This window comes from Mycobacterium stomatepiae, from assembly GCF_010731715.1.
Taxonomy (GTDB): Bacteria; Actinomycetota; Actinomycetes; order Mycobacteriales; family Mycobacteriaceae; genus Mycobacterium; species Mycobacterium stomatepiae.
In genome coordinates this window covers 4,639,704-4,662,484 of the sequence record NZ_AP022587.1, presented here as the reverse complement: position 1 = coordinate 4,662,484, position 22,781 = coordinate 4,639,704, and the positions used below count along the sequence as shown (strand labels likewise).

Below are 22,781 nucleotides of genomic sequence, written 5' to 3'. Positions count from 1 at the left end.
ACAGCTAACTGATGTCGGCGGCGGCGCCGCGGCCGGCGGCCCGGCCGCTGAAGATGCAGCCACCCAGGAACGTGCCCTCCAGGGCGCGGTAGCCGTGCACGCCGCCACCGCCGAATCCGGCCACCTCGCCGGCCGCGTACAGGCCGGCCAGCGGAGTGCCACCATCCTTGAGAACCCGCCCGCTCAAGTCGGTCTCGATGCCGCCCAACGTCTTTCGCGTCACGATGTGCAACTTGACCGCGATCAGCGGGCCCGCTTTCGGATCGGTTAACCGGTGCGGCGCCACCGCCCGGCCCAGCCGGTCGCCCAGATATCCGCGGGCTGCGCGGATCGCGGTGATCTAACCGTCTTTGCTGAACTTGTTGACGACCTCGCGATCGCGGGCCGTCACCTCGGCCTCCACCGTCGCATAATCCAGCGGGGCCACATTGGGCAGCTTGTTCATGCCGGACACCAACTCGCCCAACGAATCCGCGCTGACGAAGTCCACACCGCGGTCGACAAACGCCTGGACCGGTCCGGGCGGCCCGGAGCTGGCCCGGTTACGAACCAACTCACGCACGCTCTGCCCGGTCAGATCCGGGTTCTTCTCCTGTCCCGAGAGGGCGAATTCCTTCTCGATGATCTTGGCGTTCAAGATAAACCAGGTGTAGTCGTACCCGGATTTGGTGATGTATTCCAGCGTGCCCAACGTGTCGAACCCGGGATACAGCGGAACCGGCAACCGGTTACCGACCGCGTCCAGCCAGAGTGGCGAGGGGCCCGGGATGATCCGGATGCCGTGCCGTGGCCATATCGGGTCGTAATTGGTGATGCCCTCGGTGTAATGCCACATCCGGTCCGGATTGATCACGCGAGCCCCGGCGTGCTGGGAAATACCGATCATCCGGCCGTCCACATGGGCCGGCACCCCACTCAGCATCTGCTCGGGCACCCGGCCCATCCGCTTCGGCCAGTTCTTGCGCACCAGATCGTGATTGCCACCGATCCCACCGCTGGTCACGATCACCGCAGATGCGCGAAATTCGAATTGCCCCACCGCGTTTCGCGATGACGGCACGCCGCGAGCTTCGGTCGACGGCTCCAGTACGGTGCCCCGAACGCCGGTCACCGCGCCGCCCGCCCCGCCCTCCACGATCAATTCGTCGACCTGGTGCCGGTGTGCGAAGCGGACCGTCGAACGATCCCGCAGCTGACGCGCGAAGATGTCGACCAGGGCAGGCCCGGTGCCCCAGGTGATATGGAACCGGGGAACCGAGTTGCCGTGTCCTTGTGCGTTGTACCCACCGCGTTCGGCCCAGCCCACCAACGGAAAGAGCTTCAGACCGCGTTCGCGCAGCCAGCTGCGCTTCTCCCGGGCCGCGAAATCCACGTAGGCGTGGGCCCATTGCCGTGGCCAGTAGTCCTCGTCGCGATCGAAAGCCGCTGTGCCCAACCAATCCTGCAACGCGAGTTCGTGACTGTCCCGAATGCCCAGCCGACGCTGCTCGGGACTGTCGACAAAGAACAGACCACCGAACGACCAGAAGGCCTGACCCCCGAGATTGGCACTGTTCTCCTGGTCGAGGATCAGCACCCGCAAGCCGCGGTCCACCAGCTCGCAGGCGGCCACCAGGCCGGACAATCCCGCCCCGACAACAATCGCGTCAGCGGCGAAGCGTGCCACCGGAGAGTCGCTCATGTCGGACCAGGGTAGTGCCCGGTCCAATCAGACGGCTTCGTCAGGCCGCGTCGGAAATCGCCTTGTCGGGTCGCCAGCGATACACCGTCGGCTCGCACCCATGCATCGAAGCGAGATCGGCGGCGTCCAGCGTCGCCTGCAGCGGTCCCGGTTTGCGCAACTGACGGGCCGCGACGGCCACCCGCACGATGCCGCCGCGACGCGCGACGCGCTCGGAGGACAGCACCACCATGCGGCACCACCACGGTTCGGTGAGGAAACCCTCGCCGATGCCGAGGACGCGGGTGCGCACGGTGGTGTGGCGGACCAGATCGGTGATCCCATGTAAATCAGCCAGCAGCCGAAATCCGTTGTTCGGCAGGGATTTAACTACCCCAGGCGAGACGGTCCAGCCTGGCGCGGCAAAGAGCCGGGTACGTAGTCCGAGGTGCTCGAGCACCCGGTCGGCGGCCATCAGCCGCAGGTTGGCCTCGTGTGCCCGCAGGATGGCGAACTCGGCACGCCGCTTCTTGGTGGCCGCCTCGTCATAGCCGTGCAGCACGATGGCATCACCGCCAGCGCGCCGGGCGCTCAGCCACTCGACGGTGCGCGGGTCGTGGTCGAGGCGGTAGTCGCCGGACAGGCGCGGCGCCACCAGCAACGAAACCGGCACCTTGCGGGAATCCATTTGTGCGCAGAACGCCTCGACGTCGTCCAGGGTGCGCTCGCCTATCCCTGAGACCGAGACGATCAGTTTTCCACCCACAGCCCGCAGTTTGACGAGCGCAGATGTCGGGATGGTGAAGGACACGCAGACTGTAGGCGTATATCGACGCGTACGCCAGGTGTCACTTTGTGGTCCGATACGGCTTTCACGCAACGGCGCTGGGCCGTTCACTCCGATCGCCTTCAGGCGCACCCGGCCCGCCGCGGGGCGACGGCCATACCGGCGCACCATCGAGCAAACGCGAACCAGCGACCGGATCGGAAAACGATTCGATATGCTAAGCAACGCCATGGACAAGGCCCGTTCTGCAGCGGGCGACGCCGCGCTGCCCCTCGCCCCCACGGGGCTGCTGGGTGCCGAGGAGCGTGTTTATCCGGACAAACTCGACGCCCCGCTGTTGCGGATCTCCGGCGTATGTCTGCTGGCCACGATCATGGCGATCCTGGATGTCACCGTCGCGCAACGCACCTTCATCGCCGACTTCGAGTCGAATCAGGCCGTCGTCGCATGGACGATGACCGGCTACACGCTCGGGTTGGCGACCGTCATCCCACTGACCGGCTGGGCGGCCGACCGGTTCGGCACCAAACGGCTCTTCATGGGCTCGGTGGTGGCATTCGTGTTGGGCTCGCTGCTATGCGCGCTGGCGTCAACGATCTTGCAGCTCATCATATTTCGCGTAGTGCAGGGCGTCAGCGGCGGCATGCTGATGCCGCTGGGATTCATGATCATGACGCGCGAAGCGGGCCCCGGGCGCCTCGGCCGGTTGATGTCGATCTTGAGCATTCCCATGTTGCTCGCCCCGATCGCCGGCCCGATCCTGGGCGGCTGGCTGATCGACACCTCCAGCTGGAAGTGGATCTTCCTGATCAACCTGCCGATCGGGGCGGCCATCTTCGTCCTGGCATGGGTGGTGTTCCCCCGCGATCACCCCGCCCGATCGGAAACATTCGACATGGTCGGCGGACTGCTGCTCTCACCCGGATTGGCGACGTTCCTGTTCGCGGTGTCGTCGATCCCGCGCTGCGGGACGGTAGCCGATCGCCGGGTCCTGATACCGGCGGCCATCGGCCTGGTGTTGACCGCGGCGTTCGTCGCGCACGCGCTGCGTCGCACGGATCACCCGCTGATCGATCTGCACCTGTTCCAGAACCCGGTGCTCACCCGGGCCAATGTGACGATGCTGCTGTTCGCCGGCGCCTTCTTCGGGGCCGGCCTGCTGCTTCCGAGCTATTTCCAGCAGGTGCTGCACCAGACGCCGATGCAGGCCGGGGTGCATCTGATCCCGCAGGGACTCGGCGCCATGCTGACCATGCGATTGGCCGGTCCGCTCGTCGATCGGCATGGACCGGGCAAATACGTGCTGGCCGGTATCGCGATGATCATCGCCGGTTTGGGGACGTTCGCTTTCGGGGTGGCCAGGCACGCCGCATATGCACCCACGCTGCTGACTGCGCTAACGATCATGGGCCTGGGGATGGGGTGCGCGATGATGCCGCTCTCGGTGGCATTGGCGCCGCACCAGATTGCCCGCGGCACGACGCTGATGAGCGTCAGTCATCAGGTGGGGGGTTCGGTGGGAACCGCCCTGATGGCGATGATCCTGACCAACCAATTCAACCGCAGCGACGACATCACCGCCGCGAACAAGCTCGCGGCGCTACAGCAGCAGGCCGCGGTCAGCGGTGTGCCGGTCGATCCGTCCCAAATACCACACCAGTCACTGGCCCCAAACTTTTCTGCTAACTTGCTGCGCGACCTTTCACACGCCCATACATCCGTATTCGTGGTCGCCGTGGTATTGGTGGCATTTACCATCATCCCGGCGTCATTTCTGCCAAAAAAGCCGGCCATTCAAACCGCCGTCGAATAGTCACGATTGCCACGCTGAACTGGACTTTGCTATCCGAAGCACCGTTTGGCGAAAATTGCTCCGGGCATTGATTCGCCGCGCGTTGCATTCACGCCTGCAGGACGTCTAGAAGATCACACCCAGGTGGATGGCAAGCGCATATAGCAGCCCGACAGCCCCGCTTGCGGATCGGGAATACGGGCAAAAGCGACAAAATCGCGGGATCGTCTCGATATGCTCGGGAGATGCTCAGCGACGCCGTGGAACGAGCGCGCTCTGCAGCTCCCAACCTCGCGGTGCCCATGGCTTCCAGCGGACACGCAGCTGCGGGCGCTCGTGACTACCCCGACAAACTCGACGCCAAACTGTTCCGCGTCGTCTTCGTGTGCGGGCTGGCCGCCGTGATGGCGATCCTGGACACCACCGTCGTCGCGGTCGCACAGGGCACCTTCGTCAAGGAGCTCAACACCAGCCAGGCCGTCGTTTCCTGGACGGTCGCCGGTTACATGCTGGCGTTTGCCACCGTTATCCCCGTCACCGGGTGGGCCGCCGACAGGTTCGGCACCAAACGACTGTTCATCGGTTCGGTCTTGGTGTTCATGCTGGGCTCGCTGCTGTGCGCGATATCGCCAAATATATTGGTGCTCATCATATTTCGAGTAATCCAAGGTGTCGGCGGCGGCATGCTGATGCCGCTGAGCTTCGTGATCCTGACACACGAAGCAGGCCCGCATCGGGTGGGCCGCTTGATGGCGATCGGCGGAATTCCGATCCTGCTCGGCCCGATCGGCGGGCCGATCCTGGGCGGCTGGCTGGTCGGCGCTTATGGCTGGCAGTGGATCTTCCTGATCAACCTGCCGATCGGCCTGGCGGCAATCATTCTGGCGGCGATCACGTTTCCCAAAGATCGTCCCGCCCCGTCGGAAGCACTCGACGTCGTCAGCGTGGTGCTGCTGCCGCCCGGCGTCACGCTTTTCCTCTCCGGGGTGTCGTTCATCCCGGCGGCCGGCACGGTAACCGACTACCGCGTGTGGGCACCGACGCTCGCCGGTCTGGTGTTGATCGCGGCATTCGTCTTCCACTCCTTTCGGACCGACCACCCGCTCATCGATCTGAGGCTTTTCCAGAACCGCGTGGTGACGCACGCGAATCTGGCTTTGCTGGTATTCGGGGCTCCGTTCATCGGGATCGGGCTGCTGGTCCCGAGTTACTTCCAGCTCGCGATGCACCAAACGCCTATGCAATCCGGAATGCATTTGGTGCCGGTCGGCCTCGGCGCCCTGTTGACGATGCCGCTCGCCGGGGCCTTCATGGACAAACATGGACCGGGCATGGTCGTGTTGATCGGCCTACCGGTGATGGCAATCGGCCTGGGCATCTTCACCTACGGCGTCGCCACGCAAACCCCCTACACCCCGACGCTGCTGATCGGGCTCGCGGTGATGGGCCTGGGTATCGGCTGTACGACAACGCCGCTGTCGGCGGCGGTGCTGCAGTCCCTGGCCCCACACCAGGTCGCCCGCGGGACCACGCTGGTGACCGTCAACCAGCAGGTGAGTGGGTCGATTGGGGCCGCGTTCCTGGGCGTGATCCTGACTCAGCTGTTCAACCACAGCGACGCCCTGATCACCGCGAACAAGATGGTCTCAGCGCAGCAGCAAGCCAGCGGACACAACATGCCGGTGGAGGCCTCGGCATCCGCGTGGAACACCCTGGGCCCCGAGTTCGCGAAGAACGTGTCGCTCGCCCTCTCCCACGCGTACACGGCCGTGTTCGTGGTGGCCATCGCCATGCTGGTGGTGACGATCGTCCCGGCCGCGTTCCTGCCGACGAAGCGACCGGAGCCCGAGGAAGAACCCGAGCCCGCGGCAACGCCGGCCGACTGACCCCGCTTACCCCTCGAACAGCATCGTCGCGATTGGCGGCACGGTCTGCCCGCGCGGCCGTGTGTCCCGGATGCCCACTCCGCCTCAGTCGATGACGACCCGGCTACCCCTGCGGACCGCCACCGAGATCGTTTTCCTCGCCGCGGCCGTAGCGGTCGCCGTCGGCAGCGGCTAGCAGCCACGCGTATTGGAACGCGGTCTCTTCCCACCCCCGGTAGCGGCCGCTGACGCCGCCATGGCCCGCCGCCATCTGCGTCTTGAGCAGCACCGGGTTGCCGTCGCCGTTAGCGTGTCGCAACGCCGCCACCCACTTAGCCGGCTCCACGTAGTAGACCCTGGTGTCGTTCAACGACGTCATCGCCAGAATGGCGGGATACTTCTTCGTCTCGACATTCTCGTAGGGCGAGTATGACTTCATGTATGCATAGACTTCGCTGTCGCTCAACGGATTTCCCCACTCGTCCCACTCGGTGACGGTCAGCGGGAGCGACGGATCCAGGATCGTGGTCAGCGGGTCGACGAACGGGACCTGAGCGAGGATCCCGGCGAACAGCTCGGGCGCCAGGTTGGCCACCGCGCCCATCAACAGCCCACCGGCACTGCCCCCCAACGCCACCAGTTCGTGCGGGCGCGTCACTCCCGCGTCCACCAAATGCTGTGCCGCCGCGACAAAGTCGGTAAAGGTGTTCTTCTTCTCCAGCAGCTTTCCGTGCTCATACCATAGCCGGCCCATTTCTCCCCCGCCGCGGACGTGGGCAATGACGAACACCATGCCCCGGTCCAGTAGCGACAACCGCGAGATGGAAAAGGTTGGATCCGTGCATATTTCGTAGGCGCCGTAGCCGTAGATGAGAGTGGGCGCCGGGAATTCGAGGCCGACACGATGCACGATCGACACCGGAATGCGGGTCCCGTCGGCGGCGAGCGCCCAGTCGCGACGCTCGACGTAGTCGCCGGGGTGGTAGTCGCCGAGCACGGGCTGCTCACGCAACAGGGTGCGCTCGCCGGTACCCAGGTCGATGTCGTAGACCCGCAACGGCGTCACCAGCGATCCCGCCCTGACCCGCAGTTTGGGGGAAACCCAGTTCGGATTGGCGCCCAGGCCCGACGACATCAGCTCGGAATCGAACGCGATCTCCTCGGGGTCACCGTACTCACCGTCGGAACCGATGGGCCACAACTGGATTCGCGGCAGCGCCGCACGCCGGTAGCTGATCACCAGATGATCACCAAACGCGTCAGCGGCTTCGAGGCGTACGTCGTCGCGGTGCTCGATCAGGGTGCGCTGTTGGGTGGGATCGCTTACCGGGGCCTCGGTGAGCGTGAAGTTCACCGCGCCGTCGTTGTGCAGGATTAGGAAGCGATCTTCTCCCCCGACCACCGCATGCTCCACCGAGTATTCGACACCGTCGCGCCTTGGCAGCACCACAGTGAACTCGGCCCGCGGGTCGGTGGCGTCGGCGTAGCGGACCTCGGAGGTCACCGACGATCCCGACGCGATGAAGACGTACGCCTCACTTCGGCTCAGGCCCGCTCCGACCCAGAACCGTTCGTCAGCTTCGTGATACACCAACTCCGACGGCTCCCCCGAGCCCAGCCGATACCGCCACACCTTGTCGGGGCGGTGGGCGTCGTCCAGGGTCAGGTAGTACACCGTCCGGTTGTCGGCCGCCCATGTCACGCCGCTGGAGATATCGGCGATTTCGTCGGGATATTTCTCGCCGGTGCGTAAGTCCTTGAACCGCAGCGTGTACCGCTCGTCACCGATGACGTCGACGGAGTACGCGAGCAGATTGGCATCCAGGCTGACCAGGGCGGCGCCGAGGGCAAAGAAGTCGTGACCCTCGGCCTCTTCGTTCGAATCGAGCAGAACCTGTTCGCCCGGTATGTCGGTGTTCTCGTCCAGAACCGGCGGAGCCCAGTCGTCGGGATCGGCTACCGGGCAACGGCATTGGACGCGATACTGCTTTCCCTCGAAGGTGCGCGAGTAGTACCACCAGTCACCCTGCCTGGTCGGCACCGACAAGTCGGTTTCCTTGGTACGCGCCTTGATCTCATCGAAAATCTTTTGCCGCAACGGTTCCAGGTGGGCAAGAGCCTGGTCGACGTAGGAGTTCTCGGCCTCCAGGTAGTCGATGACTTCGGGATTCGACTTTTCGCGCAGCCACTCGTACGGATCGACGAACACGTCGCCATGGTGCTCGCGGGTGGTCTCCACCCGCTTCGCGACGGGTGGCGTAATTGGCTCCGTCATGCGGCCGGGCCGATCCAGTCACCGAAACTCAAACCGGAAATCCTTTCGTAGGCATTGATATAGCGGGCACGGGTGGCGTCGATGATGTCGTCCGGTAGCGGTGGCGGGGGTTGGGAGCCCTGGCGGTCCCAGCCGGATTCGGGGCTGGTGAGCCAATTGCGGACGAACTGCTTGTCGAAACTGGTCTGCACCACCCCGACGCGGTAGTCCTCGGCGGGCCAGTACCGCGAGGAGTCCGGGGTGAAGATCTCGTCCGCCAGCAGCAGGTTGCCGTCGGCGTCGGTGCCGAATTCGAACTTGGTGTCGGCGATGATGATTCCCTTCGTCAAGGCGTGATCGGCGGCCTGCACGTAGATCTGCAGCGTGCGGTCGCGCAGCTGGTTGGCGCGTACCGCCCCCACCATCTCGATCACCCGGTTGAAGGAGATGTTCTCGTCGTGATCGCCCAAGGCGGCTTTGGACGCCGGGGTGAACAGAGGCTGGGCGAACTTGCTGGCCTCGACCAGGCCCGGCGGCAGCGTGATGCCGCAAACCTTGCCGGTCGCCTGATAGTCGAGCAGTCCCGAGCCGGTCAGGTAGCCGCGGGCCACACACTCCACCGGCATCATCTCCAGCCGTCGCACGACCAGCGCGCGCCCCAGCACCTCGTCGGGGATGCGCGGGTCGTCGGGCGGTCCGGCCAGGTGGTTGGGAGCCTCGACAAGGCCGAAGAAGAACACGCTCATCGCGGTGAGGATGCGGCCCTTGTCCGGGATCGTGCTGTCCAGGACGAAGTCGTAAGCCGAGATCCGGTCGCTGGCGACCAGCAACAGATGGTCGTCGTCGACGCGGTACAGCTCGCGGACCTTACCGCTGGCCAGATGCTGGTAGTCCGACAGTGCAGGGCGCATCGGGCCAGCCTATCGGGAAGCCCACCCCGGGCCTGGGGCTGTGCTGTGATCGAGGTTATGCGATCGCGCTTTCTGCCCTACGCCACCACGCCCGGCCGATTGCTGGCCCAGCTGTTCAGCGATGCCGTCATCGTCGTGTGGACAGCGATCTGGTTGTTCGTCGGCACCGCTGTCTACGAAGCCATCTCGACGATCGCCGACGCCGGCCGACAAGTCGAGGACGGCACCCACAGCATCGCCGGCAGCCTGGCGTCCGCGGGCCATGGCGCTCAACATATCCCGGTGGTCGGCGATACGGTCAGCAAGCCGCTCACGTCGGCCGGCGACGCCGCCGTCGAGATCGCGGGCGCCCTGCACGAGCTGGACACCACGGCCGGCTGGCTCGCGGTGCTGCTGGCGCTCGCCGTGATCGCTCCGCCGATCCTCATCGCCACGATGCCGTGGCTTTACCTGCGCCTGCGGTTCTTCCGGCGCAAATTGACCGTGACCGCGCTGGCCGCCACCCCGGCCGGCGAACAGCTGCTGGCGCTGCGGGCCCTGACGAACCGTTCGCCGGCGAAGCTGGCCGCCGTCAGCACCGATCCGGTCGGTGGGTGGCGTCACGAAGATCCGTTCACGATCCGTGCGCTGGCGGCGCTGGAACTGCGCTCGGCGGGGATCACGATTCGCGCGCGCTAGCTACGCCTCGAGCAGCTCGACGACCAAATGCCGGATGCCGGTGTGCCGGTTGCTTCGTGTCCATTCGACGGGCCGCACCACCCGTACGGCGCCGAAGCGCGTCAGCAGCTCCTCGTACAGCACGCGCAGCTCCAGGCGGGCCAGATTGGCCCCCAGGCAGTAGTGCACGCCCTGGCCGAAGCCCAAGTGCGGATTGGGCTTTCGCTCGATGTCGAATTCGTCGGCGCGGTCGAAGACGCCGGCGTCGCGGTTGGCCGAGCCTTCCCAAATCTGCACCTTCTGTCCGGCTTCGATCGACTGCCCGCCGAGCACGGCGTCGCGGGTGGCAGTGCGCCGCTTGGACGGCGACGGCGACGTCCACCGCACCATTTCCTCGACCGCCGTCGGCGGCAGATCGAAATCGGCACGCAGTGAACGTAACTGGTCCGGATTCTCGGCCAGCGACAGCAACCCGCCGGCAACCGCGTTGCGAGTCGTCTCCGCGCCGGCGCTGAACAGCAGGCTGAAGAACAGATACACCTCGAGATCCGACGGCACCGGTCCGTCCACCTCGTCGATCGTCGCATTGGCGACGACCGACAACATGTCGTCGGTCGGGTTGGCACGTTTCGACGCGATCAGCTCTTGGCCGTAGCTGTACATCCGCGACCCCGCCGCGGCGTCTCTTTCCGACGCGGCGAGCTGAGATAACGCGGCCTTGCGCGAGCCACCGAAGTCGAATTGCGGCTCGATGGCCTCGAACAGCCAATGCCGTTCGGATTCAGGCACTCCCAGCAGAATGCAGATCATCTGCATCGGTAGTTCGGCAGCGATGTCGACGAGGAAGTCGAACGGTTCGCCGGGCACCACATCATCGAGCAGCCGTCGGGCCCGGGTCCGCAGGTCGTCTTCGACGCAGGAGATCATCCGCGGCGTCAGGCCGGAGCTGACCAGTCGCCGGATCTGCGAGTGCCGCGGGTCGTCCATCATGTTGAGCACCTGACCCGCGATGGACAAGTCCTGCAAAAGCGTCCCGCCGAACGGTCGCGCACCACCGGTCACCGACGAGTATGTCACCGGGTCCTTCAGCACGGCAAGGCTTTCCGCGTAGGTCGCAACCGACCAGAAGCCCTCGCCGTCCGGGGTATTGTCGGTCGGCTCATGCCAATAGACCGGCGCCTCGCGACGGTGCACGGCGAACAACTCGTGCGGAAAACCGTTGGCCAAATTATCCAGGTCGGTGAAGTCGATCCCAGACAGGGCGCCGGCGAGGGTCACAGGATCGCGCCCGGAGCGTACTTGGCCGCGTCCGGGTAGCGGCCCACCAACGAATCGACCTGCGCGGCAACTTCATCGACCTGATCGGCAGCGGCACCGGTAAACGCCTGTCTGTCGGCCAGCGCGGCGTCCAACGCCGCACGGTCCAGCGGCAGTCGCTCGTCGGCGGCCAACCGGTCCAGCAGATCGGGCTCGGCGCCCCGTTCCCGCATCGCCAATGCCGTTGCCACCGCATGTTCCCGGATCACGTGGTGCGCGGCCTCTCGCCCCATGCCGGCCCGCACGGCCGCGATCAACACCTTGGTGGTGGCCAGGAACGGCAGGTAGCGATCGAGCTCCCGCTCGATCACCGCCGGGTAGGCGCCGAACTCGTCGAGCACTGTCAAAAACGTCTCGATCTGGCCGTCGATGGCAAAGAAGCTGTCCGGCAAGGCGACTCGACGTACCACCGAACAGAACACGTCGCCCTCGTTCCACTGCGCGCCGGCCAGCTCGGCGGCCATCGAGCCGTAACCGCGCAGCACCACCTGCAGCCCGTTGACCCGTTCGCAGCTGCGGGTGTTCATCTTGTGCGGCATCGCCGAGGAACCGACCTGCCCCTCCGCGAATCCCTCCGTCACCAATTCGTGGCCCGCCATCAGCCGGATGGTGTGCGCCATCGACGAGGGCCCGGCACCCAACTGCACCAGCGCGGACAGCACGTCGTGGTCCAGCGAGCGCGGATAGACTTGCCCAACACTGGTCAAAACTGTTGCAAAACCCAGGAATTCAGCGACACGCCGTTCGAGCTCGGCCAGTTTGACCGCGTCACCGTCCAGCAGGTCGAGCATGTCCTGCGAGGTGCCCATCGGGCCTTTGATGCCGCGCAGCGGATAGCGATCGATCAATTCGCGCAACCTGGTCAGCGCGATCAGCGTCTCCTGAGCCGCGGACGCGAACCGCTTGCCCAGCGTGGTGGCCTGTGCGGCAACATTGTGGCTGCGTCCGGCCATCACCAGATCGCGATACGTGACGGCCCGCTCGGCCAGCCGCGCGACGACCGCCACCCCATGGGAGAAAACCAGCTCCAGCGATCGCCGGATCTGGAGCTGCTCGACGTTCTCGGTCAGATCGCGACTGGTCATCCCCTTGTGCACGTGCTCGTGACCGGCCAGGGCGTTGAATTCCTCGATCCGCGCCTTGACGTCGTGCCGCAGCAGCCGCTCGCGCTCCGCGATCGAGGCCAGGTCCACATCCTCGAGCACCCGCTCGTAGTCGGCGACCGCTTCCGCCGGTACCGCAACACCGAGTTCGGTCTGCGCCCGCAACACGGCCAGCCACAGCCGCCGCTCCGCGACGACCCTGGCCTCCGGCGACCAGATCCCGACCATCTCGGCGCTGGCGTACCGGGCGGCCAGCACATTCGGAATGCTCACCGCGTCAGCTTATCCACCGCGAGAGCGCGACTGGCAACGCGTTTCCCGGGTAGCGGCGTCGGTGGTTACAGTTTGGCGGCATGTACTTCGGCGGTGTCGACCTCGCGTGGGGCCTGCGCAACCCGACGGGTGTAGCCGTCGTCGACTCCGACGGCCGCCTGGTGAGCGCCGGCGCCGTCCGCGACGACGACGAAATCCTGGCGGCGTTGCGCCCTTACGTGCACGGGGACTGCGTGGTCGGCTTCGACGCTCCGCTGGTGGTGAACAACCCGACCGGTCAACGCCCGGCCGAGACGGCACTCAACCGCGACTTCCGCCGATTCGAAGCCGGTGCACATCCGGCCAACACCGGGAAACCCGAGTTCGCCAACGGCCCGCGCGGCGCGCGGTTGGCCGTAGCACTGGGCCTCGACCTCGATCCACGCTCGGCCACCCCGCGGCGAGCGCTCGAGGTATACCCGCACGCGGCGACGGTCGCGTTGTTCCGGCTGGAGCGGACCTTGAAGTACAAGGCCAAACCCGGCCGTAGCCAAGCGCGGCTCAAATCGGAGCTACTGCTGCTGATGGACGGCGTCGAGCGGCTGGTCGACACCGACGTACCGCTGCGCGTCGCCGACCATCCCGACTGGATCCGGCTGCGCAATCAGGTGACCGCGGCGCAGCGCAAGAGCGATCTGCGTCGCGCCGAAGACCCGGTCGACGCCGTGGTCTGCGCCTACGTCGCCCTGTACGCCCAGCGCTGCCCGGGTCGCATCACGATTTACGGGGACTCGGCCAACGGATACATCGTGACGCCGTCGCTGCCCGCCGACCTGACCGGGTAAGGGTCAGATCCGCACCGGCCGTTCATCGATGGGTGCCAGCACGTCGATGATGTCGATCACCGCTCCCATCGCCGCGGTGCGGGGGTCGCGGCCCTCCACCAGCGCGGAGACCACCGAGCCGTCGACCGCGCAGATCAGGGTGCAGATCAGCTCGATGCGCACGGCTCGGCCGGATCGCTCGATCGCTTCGGCAACGGCATCGGCTCGCTGCCGCAGGCTGCGGCGCATGGTTTCGCGCAACGCGGTCAGGCGGGTGCAAGCGATGTTGCGCTCGTATCGCGATATCAGCTGCTCGACAAGCGTCTGATCGGAGAGGTCGCCCACCAGCAGCTCGACCAGTACCTCGGCGGTGGTCTCGGGGCCGCGGCGCCGCCGGGACAGCGCGTTGACCCGAGCTCGCAGCTGCGCCACCTCGATCATCGCGATGTGTTCGACCGCGCGAGCGATCAAGTCGTCGAGAGACGAGAAGTAATAAGTAGTGGACGCCAAGGGCAGTCCGGCCCGCTGCGCGACCGCCCGGTGCCGCACCGCTTCGAACCCGCCTTCGGCAAGCAGCTCGGCGGCAGCGCTCACGAGCGCATACCGTCGACGTTCTCCTTTCGGAGTAACCGCTGCAGTCACGAGTAGCCATCGTGCCAGTCAAAGTGGTACTGCATTGCCATTTCCGCCAAACGGCCCGCCCAACCAACATGGCATGATGGCCCGCATGCCCGACTTGAGCCGCCGCGCCGTGCTCGGTCTTGGTGCCAGCGCGGCAATAGGTGCGACCGGCGTGTTCGCGCTCGACAACCTGTTACACACCAGTACAACTCGCAGCATGCCGGTGTCGAGAGCCAGCACCCAGGCGCCGTTGGCGCCATCACCCGCCGCCCCCCTCGAGCCCGCTCCAACGGCGGATCCGGCGCCGACGATGACGACCGGTTCCTTCGTTTCGGCGGCACGGGGCGGCATATCGACCAACTGGGCGATCGCCCGGCCGCCGAGGCAGACCAAGGCGCTGCGCCCGGTGATCGCGCTGCACGGCAAGGGTAATGACGCGGCGGGCGTGATGGCCGGCGGCGTCGAGCAGGGCCTGGCCCAGGCCGTCAACGCGGGCCTGCCGCCATTCGCGGTCGTCGCGGTCGACGGCGGCGGCGGATATTGGCACAAGCGGTCTTCGGACGAGGACTCCGGCGCGATGGTGCTGGGCGAGTTGATCCCGATGCTGGACAGCCAGCGGTTGGACACCTCCCGGGCGGCCTTCCTGGGCTGGTCGATGGGCGGCTATGGCGCACTGCTGCTCGGCGGCCGGCTGGGACCCGCGCGCACCGCCGCTATCTGTGCGGTGAGCCCGGCGCTGTGGATGTCTTCCGGGGCCGCCGCGCCCGGGGCTTTCGACGGGCCCGACGACTTCGCCGCGAACTCGGTGTTCGGCATGCCGGCGCTGGCGTCCATACCGATCCGCATCGACTGCGGCGACAGCGATCCGTTCTACGACGCGACCAAGCAGTTCATCGCTACGCTGCCCAACCCACCCGCGGGCGGGTTCTCGCCCGGCGGGCACAACCCCGCGTTCTGGAGCTCACAACTGCCGGCCGAACTGACCTGGATGGCACCGCTGCTGACCGCTTAAGCCTGTCAGCAGCGCATTTGCGCCGCAGCGCTACGCTCGCGTGGGTGAGCGCACCCTTCGACTGGAACTTTCCGTACGCCTGGCCACGAAAGCCCGTTCTGGGATCTAACGTCGTCTGCACGTCGCAACCACTCGCCGCCCAAGCGGGCCTTCGGATGCTCGCCGCGGGCGGCAGTGCCGCCGACGCGGCCGTAGCGACCGCCATCGCGCTGACCGTGGTGGAGCCGGTGTCCAACGGAATCGGCTCGGACGCCTTCGCCATCGTCTGGGACGGCACGCAGCTGCACGGACTGAACGCATCGGGTCGTTCGCCGGCCGCATGGACGCCGGAGTACTTCGGCGGCAACGATGTTCCCGGGCTCGGCTGGAATTCGGTGACCGTGCCCGGAGCGGTGTCGGCATGGGTCGAATTACACACCAAGTTCGGCAAGTTGCCGTTCGAGCGCCTCTTCGAGCCCGCGATCTCCCACGGCCGCAACGGCTTTCCGGTCTCACCGACGGTCGCACAGCAATGGGCGGCGCAGGTGTCGCTGTTCGAATCGCAGCCGGGCTTCGCCGAGGCGTTCCTGCCCGACGGGCGAGCACCGAAACCCGGTGAGCGCTTTAGGTTTCCCGAGCAAGCCGCCACCCTGGAAACGATCGCCGCCAGCAACGGCGTGGCGTTCTACCGCGGCGAACTGGCGACCCAACTCGAAGTACACGCGACGGCGAACGGCGCCGTGCTGCGGGCCAGCGACCTCGCCGCCCACCGCGCCGATTGGGTGGACACAATCAGCGGAACCTACCGCGGTTACACGGTGCACGAGCTACCGCCCAATGGCCAGGGCATCGTGGCGCTGATCGCGCTCGGGATCCTCGCCCAGTTCGACGTATCCCCGCTGCCGGTCGATTCCGCCGACAGCGTGCACCTGCAGATCGAAGCGCTCAAGCTCGCCTTCGCGGACGCGCAAGCCTACGTCTCCGACATCGACCATATGGCGGTGCGCCCCGAGGACCTGCTGGACGCCGATTACCTGAAGGGGCGGGCCGCGCTGATCGACCTCGATCGAGCCAAGCCCGCGACGGCGGGTACCCCTACCGGGGGCACCGTCTATCTCACCGCGGCCGATGCGGCCGGCATGATGGTCTCGATGATTCAGTCGAATTACATTGGCTTCGGGTCGGGCGTGGTGGTACCGGGCACGGGCATCTCGCTGCAAAACCGCGGAGCGGGTTTCGTTGTAGATCAAGGACATCCGAACCAGGTCGGGCCGAACAAGCGGCCTTACCAGACGATCATTCCGGGCTTTGTGACCAAGGAGGGCGCGCCCGTGATGAGCTTCGGGGTGATGGGCGGTCCGATGCAACCCCAGGGCCACGTGCAGGTATTGGTCCGCATCGCCGACTACGGCCAGAATCCGCAGGCGGCCTGCGACGGCCCGCGGTTTCGCTGGGTGCAGGGCATGCAGGTCAGTTGCGAGCCGGGGTTCCCGCCGTCGACCCTCGACGAGCTGCGCCGGCGCGGGCACGACCTCCTCGCGGTGGACGACTACAACGCATTTGGCAGCTGCCAAGCGATTTGGCGCCTCGACGACGGATATCTCGCGGCGAGCGACCCGCGCCGCGACGGTCAAGCCGTGGCCTTCTAGACTTTGATCTTGCCCTCTTGCGCCAACAACCCGATGTCGGTGCGGAAGTGGCTGCCCGGCAACCGAATTGAGTCGAGAATTCGATAGGCTTCGGCCCGCGCGCCGGTCAGGTCGGCGCCGGTGCCGACCACCGACAGCACCCTACCCCCGGTCGATACGATCGCTCCGTCGTCGCGCCGCGCCGTTCCGGCATGCAGCACTCCGTCCGCCTCGGATCCGCCGATGACGTCACCGACCCGAGGACGCCCGGGATAGTTCTCGGCGGCCAACACCACGGTCACGGCGGCCCCGTCGCGCCAGCTCAACTCACCGAAGCCGGCCAGCGCGCCGGTCCCGGCCGCGTAGAGCAGTTGCCCGAGTGGTGAATCCAGCAGCGCCAGCACGGCCTGGGTCTCCGGATCGCCGAAACGGCAATTGAATTCGACCACAGCGGGCCCCTTCGCGGTAATAGCGAGGCCGACGTAGAGCAGTCCAGAAAATGGGCAGCCGCGCCGAACCATCTCGGCCGCAACGGGTTCGACGATGCCGCTGACGATGTCGCGGTACACGTCGCCGGACAGCCACGGCAACGGTGCGTAAGCGCCCATCCCACCGGTGTTCGGGCCGGCATCGCCGTCGCCGACCCGTTTGAAATCCTGCGCCGGCAGCAGCGGCACCACCGTCTCGCCGTCGACCACGCAGAACAGCGATACCTCGGGGCCGTCGAGGAATGATTCCAGCAGCACCGGGTGGCCGGCCTCGAGCAGCCCGGCGCCGTGGGCGCGCGCGGTGTCACGATCCGGTGTCACCACCACGCCCTTGCCGGCCGCCAACGAGTCGTCCTTGACCACCCAGGCCGGGTCACCGGCCGGGGGGCCGAAGCGATCGAGGGCCGCATCCAAATGCGCCGGATTGTCCACGATTTCGCTGGACGCGGTCCGCACCCCGGCGGCCGCCATGACCTCCTTGGCGAATGCCTTCGATCCCTCGATGCGGGCCGCGTCCTTACCGGGCCCGAAGCAGGCGATACCGGCGGCGCGCACCGCGTCGGCCACCCCGAGAACCAGGGGCACTTCGGGGCCGATGACGACAAGGTCGGCCCGGACCTCGCGAGCCAGCGCGACTACGTCCGAGCCGGAGGTGATATCGACGTCGTGTTGCTCGGCCAGCCGGGCGGTGCCGGCATTGCCGGGCGCAATGGCGAGCCCCGTGACCTGCGGATCTCTACTGAGAGCCAGCAGCAGGGCATGTTCACGGGCACCGGAGCCGATCACCAGAACGCGCACGACAGGTCAGACTAGCGGCACCGAGTTACAGAATTTTCTCGAGCAGGTTCTTGAGCTCCGTTTGCTGCGCCGCGGTGAGACGCCCAAGACGCTTGTTGAACTCGGCGGACAGCAGCGCCAGTCCTTTCGCGACGGCTTGGCGCCCCGGGGGGGTCAGCAGCAGCCGATGACGCCGCAAATCGGACGGGTCGATCTCCCGGCGCACGAACCCGGCGGCCTCGAGTCGCTTCAGATAGAGCGTCACCGTCGCCTTCGGCATGCTCAATGCCGCCGCCAACTCGGCCGGGTAGGGGTGCTCGTCGATCTCGGCGAGCAGGAACAGCTCCTTGGACTCGAGCCCGAGCGCACAGATGTCGCCCTCGGCGCACGATATGACCGAGAGGAGCACCCGATAGTTCAGTGACCAGATCTTGGCCCCGTCAACCGCAGACATTTACTTGCCAGATCGTTCAGTCGTGAACTAGTTTAGTAGTGAACAACCTCATATCCGAACAATCTACCAGGAAGTGGCCCTCATGCCTCTGGATCAATACGTGACACTCAGAAGGTCCGGCTTGCGCGTCAGCCCCCTGTGCCTGGGCGCGATGACTTTCGGGGAAGACCTCGGCTGGGGCACCAGTGTGGAGGAATCTCAACAGATCATCGATCGCTACACCGAACTCGGCGGCAACTTCATCGACACCGCCAACTTCTACACCCGCAGCCACTCCGAGAAGATCATCGGCGACCACATCGGGCGCCACGCGGCGCGTCGCGATCGCCTGGTGATCGCGACCAAGTTCAGCGGCAACCGATACTCCGGCGACCCCAATGGTGGTGGCGCGGGCCGCAAATCGCTGATCAGTGCCTGCGAAAACTCGCTGCGGCGGCTGCAAACCGACTACATCGATCTGTACTGGCTGCACATGTGGGACAAAAACACGCCGATCGAAGAGACGATGGGGGCGCTAGACGATCTCGTTGCGGCCGGCAAGGTTCGCTACATCGGCGTGTCGGACACCCCGGCGTGGAAGATCGCCGAAGCCAACCTGATCGCGCGTTTCCGCGGTTGGTCGACTTTCATCGGCCTGCAGATCGAGTACTCACTGCTCGAACGTACCGTCGAGCAAGAGCTGGTTCCGATGGCCGACGAATTCGGCCTCGGCATCACACCATGGTCGCCGCTGAAAAGCGGTGTGCTCAGCGGCAAGTACACCCGGCGAAATGCCGGTCAGCACAACGCCGATCGTGGCGCGATGGTAGGCGGCTTCCTGACCGAGAAGACCTACACGCTTATCGACGAACTCGAGGTCATCGCCAAGGCGCACGAGACGAACGTCGCCAGCGTAGCGCTTGCGTGGCTGCACGCACAGAAAGGCGTCTCGTCGATCATCATCGGGGCACGCCGGCTCTCACAGCTCGACGACAACGTCCGCGCCGTCGACGTGAACCTGTCCGCCGAGGAACTGGCCCGGCTCGACAAGCTGACCAAACCGAGCCTCGGGTTCCCGCAGAGCATGCTGGACATGGCTGCGGGCATGATCAACGGCGGCACCACGGTCAACGGCGTCTTCGGACCGCCCTCGGAATACGTGATGCCCGAAGGCGGCCAGCCTTACTGAGTAAGCCCCTCATTGCTACCACCAACTGTTTGTGCGCGAACCGCGGTGGGTAGCTGGTGACGGAAGGGGGCTTCATGGCGCACGGCGACGACCTTTTGCAAGAACTTCTGTGGACCTACGGACCGTGCGGTCAGGAGGACGCGGTGCGCGCCGTGTGCGCTCGCGAACTGGAACCCATCGTCGACGATATGTGGGTGGACGATGCCGGCAACCTAATCGGATTTATCGGAGCCGCAACCGATTCCGGTTCTGACACCACGCAGAGTCGACACCGTTGGACCCCGACGGCGGGGCCCGGCACCGGGACGCGCGTCATGGCACACCTGGATGAGCTCTCCATGGTGGTCAAACGAATCGAGCCCGACGGATCGCTGCATGTCACCCAGCTGGGAGTGATGCACCCCGGCAATTTCGGACTCGGTCCGGTCGCCGTGCTCGGCGACAACGAGACATTCACCGCGGTACTCACCCTCGGCTCCGAGCACACCACTAAGGAGAGTCCGCGCATCTGGGAGACCAAGCCGGACAAGGGTGATCGAGCGCTGGACTGGCAGCACGTGTACCTTTTCACCGGTCGCAGCCCAGAACAGCTCTCCGCTGCGGGCGTTCATGCCGGGACACGGGTATGCGTCGACCGCAGCAAGAGGACGTTGGTCGACGTCGGCGACGACTATGTCGGCTGCTACTTCCTCGACGACCGTGCAGCGGTGACAGCCCTGCTGCGCGCCACCCGGCTGCTGCGCGACGGTGGTCGACGACCAGGTGACGATGTCTACCTGGTGTTCACCACCAACGAAGAAATCGGCGGGGTGGGCGGCTCCTACGCCAGTGCCACGCTCCCGGGCACGCTCACCCTGGCGCTGGAGGTCGGACCCACCGAACAGGAGTACGCGACCACCGTCGCCGGCGGCCCGATCGTGGGCTACAGCGACGCGCTGTGCGTCTACGACAAGAACATCGCCGATCGACTGATGCAGATCGCGACCGATCGGGGATTGCAACCTCAGGCCGCAGTGCTGGGCGCCTTCGAAACCGATGCGTCCCGCGCGAAAGCGGGCGGTCTGACGCCGCGCGCGGGGCTGCTGTGTTTGCCCACCCTGAGCACCCACGGATTCGAAGTCATCACCCGCGACGCCATTGATGCGATGGCCACGATCGTCGCCGACTTTCTGGTGGCTTAGCCGTCATTCCTTGCCGGAGTGCATCTTCAGCGCCGCATCCACGTTGGCCTTCTTGTCCTCGTCGGCGCCCTTGGCGGCGGCCTTCTTGCGCTTCGCGACGACGGCTGAGACGGCCCCGTTGAGCGCGGACCCCAGCGGGAAGCCGAGATAGTGGGTGAGGAAGACGGCCATCTCCTTGAGCTCGTCCTCGGTGAGTTCGCCGTTGAGCAGCGCAGCGTTGATCTGAATCTCGGCCAGGTCGCGGCTGCCGACCGCGGTCACCGCCGTCAACGTCATGATGCGCTTGTCGCGCATCGACAGTCCCGGCCGGTTCCAGATGTCGCCGAACAGATGGTCGACGGTCAGGTCGAAGTAGGCGTCGCCCTCGATGTTTGGCATTTCCCAGCCGTAGACCTCGTTCATTTTTTCGAGGCCCTTGCGACGAAGTTCGTCCATCTAGGTGTCTTTCTGTGTGTGTGGTACCCCGAGGCCTGCTGCCAGCCGCTCGAATGCCAACTGGGCAAGCGGCAGTTCGACGGAGACGGCCTCGCCCAGAGTTAGCGCCAGGCTCAGATCCTTCTCCCCCAGTCCGCGGGTGTGCAGGAAAGATTCGTACAGAAAGTTCTCCGGTGCAAGGTCTTCCATGTCCTCGCGCACCATGATCGCGCCTGGCCCACCGGTCAGCGCGTCGGTGTGGCGGACGACCCGGCCCAGTGCCTGCAAATCGAGACCGGCGGCCTCGGCCAGCTTCATGGCTTCGCAGGCCGCCGCGAAGCCGGTGAACGTCAACATGTTGCGCGCCAGCTTCATTCGAGTTCCGGCGCCGGGCTTACCGGCGTAGACCACCATCGCCGCCCAGTGCTTGAATGCCGGCTTGATCCGTTCGTACACCTCGCGCTCGGCGCCCACCATGGTGGCGAGCTTGCCCTGGCCCGCGGCGCCCGTCCCCCCGCTGACGGGCGCGTCGACGACATGGATGCCTTGCGGTTTGAGCTCGGCGGCCAGCTCGACGGCGGTGGTGTCGCTGATCGTCGAGTGGATCGCGATGACGGTGCCGGGCTTGGCATGGCCCGACAGCTCGCCGACGACCTCGCGCACCTGTGCGTCGTTGAGCACGGTGATGTGGATGATGTCGGCGGCGGCCACGTCGGCAACGCTGTCGGCAATGCCGGCGCCCTTTTCGGCCAGCGGCATCATGGCATCGGTCCGGATATCGTAAACCGTTACCCCGCCCGGCCATTCGGTCATCTTGGTGGCCATCGGGGCACCCATGTTGCCCAACCCGATGTACCCCAGCTTCAGGTCGGTCATGACCGGAAGATCTGTCCGCCGTCGACGTTGAAGATCTGCCCGGTGATCCAGGACGCCTCGTCCGACAGCAGGAACAGGCACATGCCGACGAGGTCTTCGGGCTGTCCCATGCGCGACAACGGAATTCCCTTGACGATGTCTGCGACCATCTCCTGCGGAGTCGTGGATCGGTTGGCCTCGGTGTCGATCGGCCCCGGCGCGATCGCGTTGATCCGGATGTTCTGGCCTCCGAGTTCGGTGGCCAACTGCTGGGTGAGTCCGTTGATCCCGACCTTGGCCAACCCGTAGAAGTTCGAGTACAACCATGCCGCGGTGGATGACTGGTTGATGATCGCCCCGCCGCCGCGCTTGGCCATCTTCTTGTACACCGCGCGGGTGCACCACAGCGCACCGTCGAGGTTCACGCTCATGAACTTCTTGTAGTACTCGGGGTCGACGGTGATCAGGAAGTCCAGCTTCATGCCGCCGAAGATGGCCGCGTTGTTCACCAAGTAGTCGATGCCACCGAACTCGCCCAGGGTGCGGTCGGCCATCTCCTTGGCCGACACCGGATCCGACACGTCGACGGGCAGCGCCAGCGCGGTACCACCCTCACCTTTTATCCCGTCGGCAACCTTCTCGGCGCCCGCCACGTTGATGTCGGCGACGACCACCGCCGCGCCCTCCCGGGCCAGCGCCTCGACGTAGGCCTGCCCGATACCGCCACCTGAGCCGGTGACGATGGCGACCTTGTTTTCAAATCTCATGTCCTGAGGCTCCTC

General features: G+C 65.9%; 19 protein-coding genes and 1 pseudogene. 8 read left to right on the top strand and 12 right to left on the bottom strand.

Going from position 1 to position 22,781, the window contains the following annotated elements; translation table 11 throughout:
- Positions 1-4 precede the first annotated feature (4 nt).
- Both G6N54_RS22115 and G6N54_RS22110 read right to left on the bottom strand, forming a co-directional pair.
- A pseudogene (locus G6N54_RS22115) lies at positions 5-1,681 on the bottom strand (FAD-binding dehydrogenase).
- Between the two features lie 40 nt (positions 1,682-1,721).
- The gene (locus G6N54_RS22110; protein ID WP_163792018.1) at positions 1,722-2,426 is read right to left on the bottom strand and encodes a DUF2334 domain-containing protein; all 705 of its coding nucleotides are present in this window, start codon (positions 2,424-2,426) and stop codon (positions 1,722-1,724) included.
- 235 nt (positions 2,427-2,661) lie between these two features.
- Here G6N54_RS22110 and G6N54_RS22105 point away from each other — a divergent pair, with 235 nt between their 5' ends.
- A complete protein-coding gene (locus tag G6N54_RS22105; RefSeq protein WP_197939549.1) occupies positions 2,662-4,260 on the top strand; it encodes a DHA2 family efflux MFS transporter permease subunit in 1,599 nt (532 codons plus the stop codon).
- 224 nt (positions 4,261-4,484) lie between these two features.
- The gene (locus G6N54_RS22100) at positions 4,485-6,125 is read left to right on the top strand and encodes a DHA2 family efflux MFS transporter permease subunit (RefSeq protein ID WP_163792017.1); all 1,641 of its coding nucleotides are present in this window, start codon (positions 4,485-4,487) and stop codon (positions 6,123-6,125) included.
- A 103-nt stretch (positions 6,126-6,228) separates the two neighbouring features.
- Here G6N54_RS22100 and G6N54_RS22095 read toward each other — a convergent pair whose 3' ends face one another.
- Together G6N54_RS22095 and G6N54_RS22090 are read right to left on the bottom strand one after the other, a co-directional pair.
- Positions 6,229-8,379: a S9 family peptidase gene (locus G6N54_RS22095; protein WP_163792015.1), complete on the bottom strand. Its 2,151-nt coding sequence runs from the start codon at positions 8,377-8,379 to the stop codon at positions 6,229-6,231.
- Positions 8,376-9,269, bottom strand: a complete 894-nt coding sequence (locus tag G6N54_RS22090) for a phosphoribosylaminoimidazolesuccinocarboxamide synthase (RefSeq protein WP_163792013.1) — start codon at positions 9,267-9,269, stop codon at positions 8,376-8,378. The genes G6N54_RS22095 and G6N54_RS22090 overlap by 4 nt, the downstream gene beginning before the upstream one ends.
- 57 nt (positions 9,270-9,326) lie before the next feature.
- Here G6N54_RS22090 and G6N54_RS22085 point away from each other — a divergent pair, with 57 nt between their 5' ends.
- On the top strand, positions 9,327-9,947 hold the full coding sequence (locus tag G6N54_RS22085; RefSeq protein WP_163792011.1) for a hypothetical protein: 621 nt from the start codon (positions 9,327-9,329) through the stop codon (positions 9,945-9,947).
- Here the strand turns inward: G6N54_RS22085 and G6N54_RS22080 are convergent, their stop codons facing one another.
- Complete coding sequence (locus G6N54_RS22080; protein WP_163792009.1) at positions 9,948-11,204, bottom strand: cytochrome P450; 1,257 nt, start codon at positions 11,202-11,204, stop codon at positions 9,948-9,950.
- Positions 11,201-12,619: an adenylosuccinate lyase gene (purB, locus tag G6N54_RS22075; protein WP_163792008.1), complete on the bottom strand. Its 1,419-nt coding sequence runs from the start codon at positions 12,617-12,619 to the stop codon at positions 11,201-11,203. Before purB ends, G6N54_RS22080 begins: the two co-directional genes overlap by 4 nt.
- An 80-nt stretch (positions 12,620-12,699) precedes the next feature.
- Between purB and G6N54_RS22070 the strand changes: the two genes are divergently transcribed.
- Positions 12,700-13,443, top strand: a complete 744-nt coding sequence (locus G6N54_RS22070) for a DUF429 domain-containing protein (RefSeq protein ID WP_163792006.1) — start codon at positions 12,700-12,702, stop codon at positions 13,441-13,443.
- A gap of 3 nt (positions 13,444-13,446) precedes the next feature.
- On the opposite strand, the gene G6N54_RS22065 is transcribed toward G6N54_RS22070, so the two are convergent.
- Positions 13,447-14,064 carry a TetR/AcrR family transcriptional regulator gene (locus G6N54_RS22065; protein WP_163792004.1) on the bottom strand — a complete coding sequence of 206 codons (618 nt, stop codon included), beginning with the start codon at positions 14,062-14,064 and terminating at the stop codon, positions 13,447-13,449.
- A 73-nt stretch (positions 14,065-14,137) separates the two neighbouring features.
- On the opposite strand from G6N54_RS22065, the gene G6N54_RS22060 reads away from it, so the two are divergent.
- The gene (locus tag G6N54_RS22060; protein WP_163794889.1) at positions 14,138-15,055 is read left to right on the top strand and encodes an alpha/beta hydrolase-fold protein; all 918 of its coding nucleotides are present in this window, start codon (positions 14,138-14,140) and stop codon (positions 15,053-15,055) included.
- Positions 15,056-15,099: 44 nt separating this feature from the next.
- The gene (locus G6N54_RS22055; RefSeq protein ID WP_163792002.1) at positions 15,100-16,683 is read left to right on the top strand and encodes a gamma-glutamyltransferase family protein; all 1,584 of its coding nucleotides are present in this window, start codon (positions 15,100-15,102) and stop codon (positions 16,681-16,683) included.
- On the opposite strand, the gene purD is transcribed toward G6N54_RS22055, so the two are convergent.
- Together purD and G6N54_RS22045 are read right to left on the bottom strand one after the other, a co-directional pair.
- A complete protein-coding gene (purD, locus tag G6N54_RS22050) occupies positions 16,680-17,948 on the bottom strand; it encodes a phosphoribosylamine--glycine ligase (RefSeq protein WP_163792000.1) in 1,269 nt (422 codons plus the stop codon). The genes G6N54_RS22055 and purD overlap by 4 nt on opposite strands.
- 25 nt (positions 17,949-17,973) lie before the next feature.
- Positions 17,974-18,381 (bottom strand): MarR family winged helix-turn-helix transcriptional regulator, encoded by a 408-nt coding sequence (locus G6N54_RS22045; RefSeq protein WP_163791998.1) that lies wholly within the window; start codon positions 18,379-18,381, stop codon positions 17,974-17,976.
- 73 nt (positions 18,382-18,454) lie between these two features.
- On the opposite strand from G6N54_RS22045, the gene G6N54_RS22040 reads away from it, so the two are divergent.
- Together G6N54_RS22040 and G6N54_RS22035 are read left to right on the top strand one after the other, a co-directional pair.
- Positions 18,455-19,549: an aldo/keto reductase gene (locus tag G6N54_RS22040; RefSeq protein WP_163791995.1), complete on the top strand. Its 1,095-nt coding sequence runs from the start codon at positions 18,455-18,457 to the stop codon at positions 19,547-19,549.
- 74 nt (positions 19,550-19,623) lie between these two features.
- Positions 19,624-20,730, top strand: coding sequence for a M42 family metallopeptidase (locus tag G6N54_RS22035; RefSeq protein ID WP_163794888.1), 1,107 nt, complete (start codon positions 19,624-19,626; stop codon positions 20,728-20,730).
- A 3-nt stretch (positions 20,731-20,733) separates the two neighbouring features.
- On the opposite strand, the gene G6N54_RS22030 is transcribed toward G6N54_RS22035, so the two are convergent.
- The 3 genes from G6N54_RS22030 to G6N54_RS22020 are packed head-to-tail and all read right to left on the bottom strand — an operon-like array spanning position 20,734 to position 22,766.
- On the bottom strand, positions 20,734-21,165 hold the full coding sequence (locus G6N54_RS22030) for a carboxymuconolactone decarboxylase family protein (RefSeq protein WP_163791994.1): 432 nt from the start codon (positions 21,163-21,165) through the stop codon (positions 20,734-20,736).
- A complete protein-coding gene (locus G6N54_RS22025) occupies positions 21,166-22,020 on the bottom strand; it encodes an NAD(P)-dependent oxidoreductase (RefSeq protein WP_163791992.1) in 855 nt (284 codons plus the stop codon).
- Positions 22,017-22,766, bottom strand: a complete 750-nt coding sequence (locus tag G6N54_RS22020; protein ID WP_163791990.1) for an SDR family oxidoreductase — start codon at positions 22,764-22,766, stop codon at positions 22,017-22,019. Before G6N54_RS22020 ends, G6N54_RS22025 begins: the two co-directional genes overlap by 4 nt.
- Between the last annotated feature and the right edge of the window lie 15 nt (positions 22,767-22,781).